At 59.5% G+C, this 12694-nt stretch carries 12 protein-coding genes; 10 read left to right on the top strand and 2 right to left on the bottom strand.

The window, feature by feature from the left end; all coding sequences use genetic code 11:
• Positions 1 to 23: 23 nt before the first annotated feature.
• The 10 genes from ACQZ63_RS10150 to ACQZ63_RS10195 all read left to right on the top strand — a co-directional run bounded on the left by ACQZ63_RS10150 (position 24) and on the right by ACQZ63_RS10195 (position 10384).
• Positions 24 to 1337: an ABC transporter substrate-binding protein gene (locus ACQZ63_RS10150; RefSeq protein ID WP_111800387.1), complete on the top strand. Its 1314-nt coding sequence runs from the start codon at positions 24 to 26 to the stop codon at positions 1335 to 1337.
• A gap of 269 nt (positions 1338 to 1606) precedes the next feature.
• Positions 1607 to 2377 carry a galactitol 2-dehydrogenase gene (locus ACQZ63_RS10155; RefSeq protein ID WP_113556282.1) on the top strand — a complete coding sequence of 257 codons (771 nt, stop codon included), beginning with the start codon at positions 1607 to 1609 and terminating at the stop codon, positions 2375 to 2377.
• A gap of 16 nt (positions 2378 to 2393) precedes the next feature.
• The gene (locus ACQZ63_RS10160) at positions 2394 to 3404 is read left to right on the top strand and encodes a D-altritol 5-dehydrogenase (protein ID WP_038495775.1); all 1011 of its coding nucleotides are present in this window, start codon (positions 2394 to 2396) and stop codon (positions 3402 to 3404) included.
• A gap of 116 nt (positions 3405 to 3520) precedes the next feature.
• Entirely contained in the window at positions 3521 to 4534 is a 1014-nt protein-coding gene (locus ACQZ63_RS10165; protein ID WP_019566487.1) for a LacI family DNA-binding transcriptional regulator, read from the top strand.
• 262 nt (positions 4535 to 4796) lie between these two features.
• Complete coding sequence (locus ACQZ63_RS10170) at positions 4797 to 6155, top strand: NAD(P)H-dependent oxidoreductase (protein WP_035199360.1); 1359 nt, start codon at positions 4797 to 4799, stop codon at positions 6153 to 6155.
• A 17-nt stretch (positions 6156 to 6172) separates the two neighbouring features.
• On the top strand, positions 6173 to 6475 hold the full coding sequence (locus ACQZ63_RS10175) for a putative quinol monooxygenase (RefSeq protein WP_113556281.1): 303 nt from the start codon (positions 6173 to 6175) through the stop codon (positions 6473 to 6475).
• 12 nt (positions 6476 to 6487) lie between these two features.
• Positions 6488 to 7390: an NAD(P)-dependent oxidoreductase gene (locus ACQZ63_RS10180; RefSeq protein ID WP_113556270.1), complete on the top strand. Its 903-nt coding sequence runs from the start codon at positions 6488 to 6490 to the stop codon at positions 7388 to 7390.
• 21 nt (positions 7391 to 7411) lie between these two features.
• Positions 7412 to 8407, top strand: coding sequence for a DctP family TRAP transporter solute-binding subunit (locus ACQZ63_RS10185; RefSeq protein WP_113556269.1), 996 nt, complete (start codon positions 7412 to 7414; stop codon positions 8405 to 8407).
• Positions 8408 to 8548: 141 nt separating this feature from the next.
• The gene (locus ACQZ63_RS10190; RefSeq protein WP_113556268.1) at positions 8549 to 9100 is read left to right on the top strand and encodes a TRAP transporter small permease; all 552 of its coding nucleotides are present in this window, start codon (positions 8549 to 8551) and stop codon (positions 9098 to 9100) included.
• 3 nt (positions 9101 to 9103) lie between these two features.
• On the top strand, positions 9104 to 10384 hold the full coding sequence (locus ACQZ63_RS10195; protein ID WP_113556267.1) for a TRAP transporter large permease: 1281 nt from the start codon (positions 9104 to 9106) through the stop codon (positions 10382 to 10384).
• Positions 10385 to 10408: 24 nt separating this feature from the next.
• On the opposite strand, the gene ACQZ63_RS10200 is transcribed toward ACQZ63_RS10195, so the two are convergent.
• Entirely contained in the window at positions 10409 to 11305 is an 897-nt protein-coding gene (locus tag ACQZ63_RS10200; RefSeq protein WP_113556266.1) for a LysR substrate-binding domain-containing protein, read from the bottom strand.
• Positions 11306 to 11393: 88 nt separating this feature from the next.
• Positions 11394 to 12590 (bottom strand): MFS transporter, encoded by a 1197-nt coding sequence (locus ACQZ63_RS10205; protein ID WP_003517947.1) that lies wholly within the window; start codon positions 12588 to 12590, stop codon positions 11394 to 11396.
• Positions 12591 to 12694 lie beyond the last annotated feature (104 nt).

A 12694-nucleotide genomic window follows, 5' to 3' on the forward strand; every position in this document is an offset into this window, starting at 1 on the left:
TCCGTAAAGGAGGAGCGGGTCTCATGAGCAAATTCATTGGAATTCTGTCGTCGTCTGTGGTTGGAGCGGGCCTTTTGGCCGGACTTGCGCAGGCGGAAGAAATCAACATCGCCACCGTCAACAATGGCGACATGATCATCATGCAGAAGCTTTCCAGCGCCTGGGAGAAGGAAACAGGAAACAAGATCAACTGGATCGTGCTGGAAGAGAATGTTCTGCGCGAACGCGTCACCACCGATATCGCCACCAATGGCGGCCAGTTCGACATCATGACCATCGGCGGTTACGAAGCGCCGATCTGGGGCAAGCAGGGCTGGCTGGCTCCGGTCGATGATCTCGGCGACGATTACGATTACGCCGATCTGCTCGATCCGATCAAAAAGGGCCTGACGGTGGACGGCAAGCTCTATGCCGTGCCGTTTTATACCGAAAGCTCGTTCACCCTTTACCGCAAGGACCTGTTCGACGCGGCCGGCCTGAAAATGCCTGATAATCCGAGCTACGACCAGATCAAGGACTTCGCGGCCAAGCTGACGGACAAGTCGAAACAGCAATATGGCATTTGCCTGCGCGGCAAGCCTGGCTGGGGCGAGAACATGGCTTTCCTCGGTACCATGATCAATACCTATGGTGGACGCTGGTTCGACATGGACTGGAAGCCGCAGCTGACGAGCGAGCCGTGGAAAAAGGCGATCTCGGATTATGTTGCGCTGATGACCTCCTACGGCCCGCCCGGTGCGGCCACCAACGGCTTTAACGAGAACCAGACGCTGTTCGCATCCGGCCATTGCGCCATGTGGATCGACGCCACCTCGGCTGCGGGACGTATCTACGATCCCAAACAGAGCCAGGTTGCCGACAAGACCGCTTTCACCCGTGCTCCGGTAGAGGCAACGCCGAACGGATCGAGCTGGTCGTGGTCATGGAACCTTGCAATTCCGAACACCACGAAGAAGCTCGAAACCGCCAAGTCATTCGTTAAATGGGCGACCTCGAAGAACTATGTGAAGACGGTCGGCGAAAGCGAAGGCTGGGTCGCCGTGCCGCCCGGTACGCGCAAATCCACCTATGATCTGCCAGAATACAAGAAGGCCGCACCCTTTGCGGATACGGTGCTGAAAGCCATCATGTCCGCCGATCCGTCGAAGCCGACAAAAGATCCGGTTCCCTATACCGGTGTGCAGTTCGTCGCCATACCGGAATTCCAGTCGATCGGCACGATTGTCGGCCAGCAGATTGCGGCAGCACTCTCCGGCCAGCAGACCGTCGATACGGCGCTCGAAGGCGCCCAGAAACAGGTCGAGCGTGACATGACCCGCGCGGGCTACATCAAGTAGCCGCGTCCTCCCGGCGTGCCGCCCGTTCGTCACTTTGGCGGCGGGCGGCATGGGTGGGGCTGGCGCACCCGCCGCCCTCATTCCTGTGCTTGTCACAGGAATCCAATCAGCCCAAGCCCTTGGCTGAAAAGGACTCTCTCGCCACGCAGACGCGCGTCGGCTGTATTCCTGTGACAAGCACAGGAATGAGGGGAGTGAGAAAATCGCATCTAACACAAACGCGCATGGCCGAGTTCATCCATTACCCGCCATGCATCACGGAGATCGACATGAGATTGAAGAACAAGGTCGCGCTGATTACCGGCGCCGCCCGCGGCATCGGCCTTGGTTTTGCACAGGCTTTCGCCGATGAGGGTGCAAAGGTCATCATCGCCGATATCGATATTGCCAGGGCGACCGCTTCTGCAGCCGCTATAGGCCCATCCGCCAAGGCCATCCGTCTGGACGTGACTGACCTTGGTCAGATCGATGCGGTTGTAAAGGCGGTCGATGAGGAATTCGGCGGCATCGATATTCTCGTCAACAATGCCGCGATCTTCGATATGGCGCCGATCAACGGCATTACCGAAGAGAGCTATGAGCGGGTTTTTGACATCAATCTCAAGGGGCCGCTTTTCATGATGAAGGCCGTCTCCAATGTCATGATCGCGCGTGCGCGCGGCGGCAAGATCATCAATATGGCGAGCCAGGCCGGTCGGCGCGGTGAGGCGCTCGTCACGCTTTATTGCGCTTCCAAAGCGGCGATCATTTCCGCCACGCAGTCGGCGGCGCTGGCGCTCGTCAAACACGGCATCAACGTCAATGCGGTTGCGCCGGGTGTCGTGGATGGCGAGCATTGGGAAGTGGTCGATGCGCATTTCGCCAAATGGGAAGGCTTGAAGCCGGGTGAGAAGAAGGCGGCGGTGGCCAAATCCGTGCCGATCGGCCGTTTCGCCACGCCTGATGACATCAAGGGCCTTGCAGTTTTCCTCGCCTCTTCCGACAGCGACTATATTCTCGCCCAGACATATAATGTCGACGGCGGCAACTGGATGAGCTGAAAAGCCGGAGATGACCATGCGTGCGATTCAATTCGTCGAGAAGGGACGAGCCGTGCTTACGGACGTGCCCGTCGCCGATCTGCCGCCGGGGCATGCCCTTGTCCGGGTCAAGGCTTCGGGGCTGTGCCATACCGATATAGACGTGCTGCATGCGCGTTACGGTGACGGTGCCTTTCCCGTCATTCCCGGCCATGAATATGCCGGCGAAGTTGCGGCGGTGGCGGCAGATGTCACAGGCATCAAGGTCGGCGACAGGGTTGTCGTCGATCCCAATCTGCCCTGCGGCACCTGCCCCAGTTGCAGGAAAGGGCTTACCAACCTTTGCAGCACGCTGAAGGCCTATGGCGTTTCCCATAATGGCGGTTTTGCGGAATTCAGCGTGGTGCGCGCCGACCAACTGCATGGCATAGGTTCCATGCCCTATCACGTGGCAGCACTTGCCGAACCGCTCGCCTGCGTCGTCAACGGCATGCAGAGCGCGGGCATTGGCGAGAGTGGGTCGGTGCCGGGCAATGCGCTTGTTTTTGGCGCCGGCCCCATCGGCCTGCTGCTCGCCCTGTCGCTGAAATCACGAGGCATTGCGACGGTGACGATTGCGGACATCAACGAAAGCAGGCTGGACTTCGCTGAAAGTCTTGGACTTCAGACGGCGGTTTCCGGGTCTGAGGCGCTGCTGCGGCAACAGAAGGCGTTCGATTTCGTGGCGGATGCGACCGGCATCGCAGCTGTTGCGGAAGCAATGATCCCGCTGGTCGCGGATGGCGGCACGGCGCTGTTTTTCGGTGTCTGCGCGCCCGATGCCCGTATCTCGGTTGCGCCTTTCGAAATCTTCCGGCGGCAGCTGAAGCTTGTCGGCTCACATTCGCTGAACCGCAACATACCGCAAGCGCTTGCCATTCTGGAAACGGATGGCGATGTCATGGCGCGGCTGGTGTCGCACCGGCTGCCGCTTTCGGATATGCTGCCGTTCTTTATGAAAAAGCCGTCCGATCCGGCCACGATGAAAGTGCAATTTGCAGCCGAATGATCGTTTGGCCGTTGATAACCGTATTCGACCGGCTTTTCGTGCGAAGGCCGGTCGATATAGAGTACCACATGTAATATTTCATGGGGGCAAGCACTTTGGCCAAATCTATCAGGACGATGGAAGAGTTCTCGGAATTCGTCGGCCTTTCCCGCCCGACTGTTTCGAAATACTTCAATGATCCGGCCTCGGTCCGCAAGAAGACGCGGGATGCCATCGAGGATGCGCTGAAGAAATCGGGCTTCCGACCGAATATCTTCGCTGTCAACCTCAACCGCCGCCGCTCCAATATCATCGGCATCATTATTCCCAACTCAACCGACCCGTTCTACATGGCGCTGACGAGCCGTATCGAACTCATCGCCAACGAGGCGGGGTTCCTTGCCTTCGTGCTGTCGTCCGACGGCAAGGCGGAAATCGAGGATCGGGCCATCCGCACCTTCAAGTCGATGAATGTCGCGGGCGCCATCATCGCTCCGCTCGGCGTCAAGTCCCATCGCGCCACGCTAGAGCAGCTGGCGGCCAGCATACCGATCGTCTATGTCGATTCTCCACTCGACGAAACCTCGGCCTTCGTCGGCACCGACAACCGCCAGAGCGTCGGGCTGATGGTGGATTATCTCTGCCGTTCGGGCGAGCCGCCCTGTTTCTTCGACATGCCGCAGGTAAATACCAACGCCGCAACGCGCCGCACGGCCTATGAGGAGGCGATGCAGCGTCTTGGTTTCGAGCCGCATGTCATCGGTGTTCCCGGCACCGTAACCTGGGATTTCGAGCGTTTCGCCTTTGATGAAGCGACCCGGTTGCTGGATGGAGCAGGGCATTTGCCCTCGCGCACTATTTTATGCGCCAATGACCGTATCGCCTTCGGGGTCATCGCCGCCGCCTTCCAGAAGGGCATCAGGGTCGGCCATGGCACGGATTACGATCTCAGGGTCGCCGGCCATGACGATCATCCGCTTTCGCGTTATGCCTGCCCGCCGATTACTACGGTGGCGCAGAATTACAACGAGATCGGCAGGCTATCGATCGAACTTCTTCTGCAGAAGTTGAACGAAGAGGCGGATGACACGACACGGATGCGCGAGCGCATTCTCCTCAGTGCCGATCTGATGCTGCGCAAATCAGCTTGATAGTTTGTTAGAAAAATTAAAAGAAAAATCTGTTTTTCTAAATAGAACTAATATTTGAACGCTCCTAGTCTGTTCCCAGGGTTGCTTTGGGAGGCGACCGCGGGAGCCGGCGCAAGTGTGTGCCGGGATCCGGGAGGAACGCAGAAACGTCATGTCTTCGGTGCCGCGAGGGTTAACCCTTCGTAGCCTCGGTATCGCATGGCCTTCGCCGGGCTGACTGGGCACTCTCGCCAGCAATTTCCCCAGCGAAGGATGTCAAAACATGAATCTATATTCTCTTCTGTCGCAGCGCGCAGCCGGTGGCAAGCCCGTCAGGGTGGGTCTCATCGGTGCCGGCAAGTTCGGTTCCATGGTTCTGGCGCAGGCGCAGCGCATCGCCGGTTTCCACATGGTCGCCGTCGCTGATCTCAATGTCGGCAAGGCGCGGGAATCGTTTGACCGCGTCGGCTGGCCGAAGGAGCGTTATGACGCGACGAGCTGCGCCGATGCGCTGAAGAGCGGCAAGACCTATGTGACTGACGATGTGAACGAACTGTTCGCCTGCGGCGAGATTGAATGCGTGATCGAGGCGACCGGCCATCCGCTGGCTGGCGCGCGCCATGCGCTCGGAGCCATCGACCACAACAAACATGTCGTCATGGTCAATGTGGAGGCCGATGTGATGGTCGGGCCGATCCTGGCCGAAAAAGCGAGGGCCAAGGGTCTTATCTACTCCATGGCTTACGGTGACCAACCGGCCCTGATCTGCGAATTGGTCGATTGGGCACGCGCCACCGGCTTCGAGGTCGTTTCCGCCGGCAAGGGGATGAATTTCGAGCCGCGTTACCGGTATTCGACGCCTGATACTGTCTGGAGCTACTTCGGCTGGACTGACGAGGAAGTGGCCAAGGGCGACTTCAATCCGAAAATGTACAATTCATTTACCGACGGCACCAAGGCGGCGATCGAAATGGCGGCGGTCGCAAACGGCACGGGGCTGGATTGCCCGGATGACGGTCTGGCCTTCCCGCCCGCCGGCCTGCACGATCTCGCCCGCGTCTTTCGCCCCGCTGCCGATGGCGGCCGCATGTCGCGCTCCGGTCTCGTGGATATTGCCGCAAGCCAGGAGCCGGATGGTCGCGAGGTGTTTAATAACATCCGTTACGGCGTTTTCGTCACCTTCAAGGCGCATAACGAATATGCCCGCGCCTGCTTCAAGCAATATGGACTGCTGACCGATCCTTCGGGCTGGTACGCCTCCATGTGGCGTCCGTTCCATATCATCGGTCTGGAAACCTCGATCAGTGTGCTGTCCGCGGTGCTGCGCAACGAGGCCACCGGTTGCTCGAAGGAGTTCCGCGGCGATGCGGTTGCGACGGCCAAGAAGGACATGCAGCCCGGCGAAATGCTTGACGGCGAGGGCGGTTACGCGGTCTGGGCCAATGCCATCCCTGCCACCCGCAGCCTCGACATCAAGGCGCTGCCGATCGGCCTTGCCCATAATGTCAAGCTGAAGCGCGCCATCAGGAAGGACCAGATCGTCAGCTTCGACGATGTGGAACTGGTGAGCGACCTGGATGTGGTGAAGCTTCGCCAGGACATGGAAAACCAGTTCCGTCCGCAAAAAGACGCTGCGGCGTGATGGACGGAGAACGGGACATGCCGAATGGAGCTTTCGTGGTAATCGCGGAATTCCGGGTCAAGCCTGACGCGATGGATGCCTTTCTTAACGCAGCGCAAGATGATGCCACCCATTCGGTTCAGGATGAACCGGGTTGCCGCCAATTCGATGTGGTGCGGCCGGAATCCGGAAACAACGTGGTGTTCTATGAGGTCTATGACAGCCGCGAAGCTTTCGACGACCATCTGAAAACACCCCATCTCGACCGGTTTCGCGAGGCGTTTCCCGCCCTCATCGAAGAAGAGTTGCCGGTTCGTTTCCTCAACCGGCAATGGATTTGAAGGGTGGAAAAAATGCAGGACATCCGCGAAATCGCTGTCATCGGAACGGGCATCATGGGTGCACCCATGGCGGCGCGTCTGGCTGAGGCCGGTTTTTCCGTCAAGGCCTGGAACCGCAGTGCTGAAAAAGCTGCGGTTCTGGCGGCAAAGGGCGTGCAGCCGACGGCCACGGCTGCCGAAGCTGTAGCCGAAGCCGATGTCGTGCTCTGTATGCTGAGTTCCGGGCCGGTCTGCGACCAGGTTCTGCTCGGCGCCTCGGGTGTCGTTTCCACCATGAAGCCTGGTGCATTTCTGCTGGTGATGAGTTCGATTCCGGTCGACAGCGCACGGGAACAGGCGGAGGCGGCAAAGGCTCATGGCGTCGCTTATGTCGACGCACCGGTTTCCGGCGGTGAAAAGGGGGCGACTGAGGGAACGCTCGCCATCATGGCCGGCGGTGAGCAGCGGGACGTGGACGCATTGCGGCCACTCCTCAATTGCCTCGGCCGCGTCACCCATGTCGGTCCGGTGGGCTGCGGTTCATTGGCCAAGCTGGCCAACCAGCTGATCGTCGCCTCGACGATCTGCGCCGTAGCGGAAGCTTTGACGCTGGTTGAAGCGGGGGGAGCCGACCCGGCGCAGGTGCGCCAGGCTTTGCTTGGCGGTTTTGCCGAGTCCACCGTCTTCCGCCAGCACGGCAAACGCATGGTGGAAGGCGATTTCCGCCCCGGCGGGCCGGCGAAATATCAGCTGAAGGATACGTCCACGGCGCTGGCTTTCGCCAAGAGCCGTGGCCTGAAATTACCGGTCGGCGAGGAGGTTGACCGGCTGTTCCGCTCCATGGTCGAGCATGGCGCGGGCGAGCTTGATCACAGCGGTGTGATCCTTGAAGTTAAACGCATGAATGCGTTCGGAGGAACGCTCGAAACTGTTTAGAGACAACAACGGGAGGAACACATGAAAATTTCAAAACTTTACGGGCTGGCTCTTGCCGCCACCATGCTTGTTGCATCGATCGCGCAGGCGGAAACGCTCACGCTTTCGACGCCGGATTCCGATACGTCGGAAATCACGCTCGCGGCCAACAAGTTCGCCGAGATTGTTTCGAAGAAGACCGACGGCAAGCTCAAGATCAAGGTGTTTCCGAACGGCACGCTTTATGGCGGCGATCCTTCGGCGGGCGTCAAGCAGCTGGCCGGCGGTTCGCTCGACATGCTCTTGAACTCGACATCGCTTTACGCAGTGTTCAATCCGAAATTCACGGCCATCGCCATTCCCTATCAGTTCCGCGATATCGACCAGTTGCGCGTCTATCTCGACAGCGATCTTGGCAAGGAGCTTTCCGGCGATCTGAGCAAGATCGGCATTCTCGGGCTCGATCTCTGGTCTCGGCCGTTGCGCCAGATCACCAACTCCAAGGCGCCGATCAAATCGCCTGCCGATCTCAAGGGCATGAAGCTGCGTGTGCCGAACAATCCGCTCTGGGTCGAATTCTTCGGCACCATGGGTGCTGCCCCGACGCCGATGGCCTTTGCGGAAGTCTATAACGCGCTCCAGCTGAAAGTCGTCGACGGGCAGGAAAATCCGGTCAACGTGCCTGTCAGCGCCAAGCTTTATGAAGTGCAGAAATACCTGACGATCAGCAACCACATCGCTGACGCCTGGGTGCTGGGCATGAACCCGGCCCGTTTCGAAGGCCTCGACGAAGGCTTCAAAACGGCGTTGAGGGACGCGGCCACGGAAACCGAGGCGTGGAAAGCCGAGAACGATGCTGCCGATATCGACAAGTCGCTCGCAACGCTGAAGAAGAACGGCATGGAGGTCAACACGCTGACCGATGACGAGCGCAAGGCTTTCGTGGCTGTCGCGACTGGTCTTTCGTCAAAATTCTCCGCCCTCGTGAAAGATCAGGCGTTTTTCGACAAGACGCAGGCTTTCCTCAAGACGAACTGACGCCGCCAGTGAAAGGAGGGCCGGGGTTGCACCGATTAGCAACCCGGCCGCTCCCATCGTCAGCAAGGGTTGCCTTGCCGTCGCGGCAGGGTGGCATTCGTTTTACCGGATATCCGGTTTCAGCAGTGGAAGGGTATTGTCATGCGCGATACGAAACCGTCGGTGCTCGGCACCATCGTCAAGGTCATCGCTGATGTCGCCGCCGGGGCGGCCTGTTTCGGTATTCTTGTCGTCGTTCTTCTCCAGGTCATTGGCCGCCTCATCGGCAGCCCTCTTCCCTGGACCGAGGAGGCGACGCGCTTTCTCTTCATCTGGATGGTGTTCCTCGGCCTTGCCGCCGGTTTCCGCACTGTTGAAAGCGCGCGGGTCGTGGTGTTTCTGGTGCTGTTCCACCGCCTGTTCACGCGGTTGGCGGTGCCGATCTATGTCGGTTCTTCGGTGTTCTTCTTCGGCATGATGGGCTGGACGGGCTTCACCCTGGTGCGCCAGCAGATCATGATGAACGAGACCGCCGCGACCTTGCCCATCCCCATGTGGACCATCGGCATGGTTCTGCCTGTCTCGGCCGTCATCGCCGTGCTGGCCATCATCGAATCGCTGCGCAGCAGGCGGGACCTGATCGCGCTCCCCGAGATCGGTATCCCCGCGGACGAGATCGCCCACGCCGATATCTCTATTTCAGCAGGACATTGAGCCATGTCGGTCTTTCTTCTCATCGCTTTTTTCGGTCTCAGCATGCTGGGTGTGCCGCTCGCCATCGCTTTGGCGCTCGCCAGTGTCGGCACGCTGTGGCTCTTCACCTCCATGCCCATGGACCTTCTGTCGCAGACGATGTTCTCGTCGATGAACTCTTTCCTTCTCGTCGCCGTGCCACTCTTTATTCTGGTCGGTACGGTGATGGAGCGCGGCCGTGTGGCGGAGCGCATCTTCGATTTCGCCGAGGCGATGGTCGGCTGGCTTCCCGGTGGACTTGGTCACGTCAACGTCATTTCGTCGGTCATCTTTTCCGGCGTCTCTGGCTCCTCAGTCGCCGATATCGCCTCTGTGGGCGCAATCGAAATCAAGGCTATGGAGCGACACGGATTTCCAAAGGGTTATGCCGTCGGCATGACGCTCTGCACCTCCACGCTCTCTTCCATCATCCCGCCGTCGATCCTGATCGTGATTGCAGGTTCCATCGCCAATGTGTCGATCGGTACGCTGCTCATTGCGGGTCTGGTGCCTGGCCTCTTCATCGCCTTCGCTTTTCTTGTCTTTAACCACTTCTATTCGGTGCATTACGGCTACAATCCGCCGACGCCCTTCAATTTCCGTCTGGTTATCGTCACCGGCCTTCGCGCCATCCTGCCAATGCTCACGCCGCTGATCCTCATCATCGGTATCGCCAGCGGCCTGTTCACGCCGACGGAAGCCGCGGCCATCGCGGTTGTTTATGTGGCCGTATTGGGTGTGCTGGTCTTTCGCACGCTGCCGGTTCGCGAATTGCCGGAAATACTGATCTCCACGGCCCGCATTTCCGGCACCATCCTGTTCATCGCCGCCACCTCGCAGCTTGCCGCCTGGGTCTTCACCTTCGACGGCCTGCCGGAACAGGTGGCCGAGCTTTTGAAGGCGATGAACCTTGGGCCGATGTCGGGCATGCTGGTGATCTTCGTTTTTCTGCTGATCATCGGCATCTTCATGGAGGCTATCCCTGCCATGTTCATCCTCATTCCGGTGCTGATGCCGCCGGTGGAGGCGCTGGGCATCGATCCGATCCACTTCCTGATCGTGACTGTCATGACGCTGACACTTGGCCTTGTGACGCCGCCGGTCGGGGTCTGCCTGTTCGCGGCAGCACAGGTGGCGAACATGAAGATCGAAGACGTCATTCGTGGTTCGCTGGCGCCGATGACGGTGCTGACGCTCGCCATATTCGCACTCGTGCTTTTCCCGGTGCTGACGCTCGGGCCGATACGGTTGATGGGTCTTTATTGAGACTGAAACAGGAAGCCTGAAGCATCAGACAACGCGACGGGCACGCCACTCGTCGCGTTGTTTTCGCATCCACTCCAGAAACAGCGTCACTTTTCTCTGACGCAGGTGGGAATGCGGGCAAACGATCCATTGCGTGACGAGCTTGATGCGGGGCGCATCGGCCACGGCCGGGATCAGCATTCCGCGTTGCAGTTCCTGCTCCATCATCAACGTGCTTTCCAGCGCCACGCCGATGCCCAGAACGGCGGCGTCGATGGCCATGTGGCTGCGATCGAACAGAACGCGACGCCAGCGCTTTTCAGCCGTCACGCCGGAAAGCGGGAACCAGTGGTTCCATTGCGCCTGCGCCTTGACCGAGTGGATAAGCCGCTGGTTCTGCAAATCTTCGGGCAGGAATGTACCGGCACCGGGCATATCCGGTGAACAGACCGGCAGGAACTCCTCTTCCACGAGCCCTTCCACAAACAGGCCCGGCCAGCGGCCATCGCCATGGCGCAGCTCTATGTCGACAAGCTCCTGCGAAAAATCGGTCGGCTCGTTGGTGCCGTCAAGGCGCACTTCCAGTTCGGGATGCTCCTCCAGAAAGGAGCCGAGACGCGGCAGCAGCCATTTGTTGGAAATGGTCGGGGTTGCCCTGATTGTCAGCGTGGTCACCGAGCGGAAGCCGCGAATACTGTCGGTGGCATCGCTGATCTGCTCGATCTGTGCGGTGATCATCGAGAAGTACCGCTCGCCCGCCTCCGTCAGCGTCACCTTGCGGCCGGTCCGCGCCATCAGCGTCGTGCCAAGCTGGCCTTCGAGCAACTGGATCTGCTGGGAAACGGCTGAAGGCGTCACGCTCAGCTCTTCCGCCGCCCGCGAAATGCTGCCCGCCCTTGCCGCAGCATGAAAGACGAGGATCGATTTTATCGGTATCTGCATGTGGCTGGTCTTCGCTCAACGAATTACGGCAGTCACCGTGATTATCACAGGTGACTGCCGTGACGAAACGCTTGAGAGCGAAGGGTCTTTACCGGTGGCTCGGCAACTTTGGCAAAAGCACGGTCAACAGGCCGAGCAGCGGCAGGTAGGAGCAGATGCGATAGACAAACTCGATGCCTTCCTTGTCCGCATAGATCCCGAGAACCGCGGCCCCGATGCCACCGAAGCCAAAGGCGAAACCGAAGAACATGCCGGCGATGAGACCAACGCGCCCGGGTACCAGTTCCTGCGCGAACACGACGATTGCCGAGAAGGCGGAAGAGAAGACGAAGCCGATGACGACGACGAGAACAGTCGTCCAGAACAGGTTCGCATAGGGCAGCATCAGCGCGAAGGGAATGACGCCGAGGATCGAGAACCAGATGACGACGCGCGAGCCGAAGCGGTCGCCGATCGGGCCACCGAAGAAAACGCCCGCCGCAGAAGCGCCAAGGAAGAGGAACAGCAGAACCTGCGCATCCTGCACGCCCAGCCCGAACTTCTCGATGGTGTAGAAGGTGAAATAGCTGGAAAGGCTAGCGAGATAGGCGTTCTTGGTGGCGGTCAAAACCACCAGCACGGCAAGCGTCATCATCACGGTGCCGCGTGCCAGCGGAAGTGCGCGGCTGGCCGGAGCCTTGCCGACATTCGCGCGGCGGTGGCGGGTATACCAGACGCCGACCCAGGACAAGACGGCAAAGCCCATCAGCGCGATCAGTGAGAACCAGCTGAGGCTGGCTTGACCGAACGGGATAACGATGAAGGCGGCCAGCAGCGGGCCGATGGCCGTGCCTGTATTACCACCAACCTGGAAGAAGGACTGTGCCAGACCGTGGCGACCACCGGATGCCAGACGGGCAACGCGTGACGCCTCCGGATGGAAGATCGCCGAGCCGACACCGATCAGGCAGGCGCCGATCACGAGCACCTCGAAGCTGTGAGCGAATGCGAGCGTGATGAGGCCGGCACAGGTGGAGAGCATCGCGACTGGCAGGGAGAAAGGCATGGGCCAGCGATCGGTCACCATGCCGACGACCGGCTGCAACAGCGATGCCGTGACCTGAAAGGCGAAGGTGAGCAGCCCGATCTGCATGAAGTCGAGCGCATAATTGGCCTTCAGCAGCGGATAAAGCGACGTCAGTAGCGATTGCATGATGTCGTTGAGCATGTGGCAGAAGCTGGCTGCTGCAATAATTGAAAACGCCGTGCGTTGCGGGCTGAACCCGGTGCTGGTGACGGTGGCCATGATGTATCCTCTCCAGATTCCCCGCGAGAGACGGGAAACGTGTCTTTATTTCTTCCCGCTTTTATTCATATTGTTTCTGGCCTGCTTTCGTGTTCTGGACGAGT

The sequence above is a fragment of the Agrobacterium sp. CG160-95 genome, from assembly GCF_053521725.1.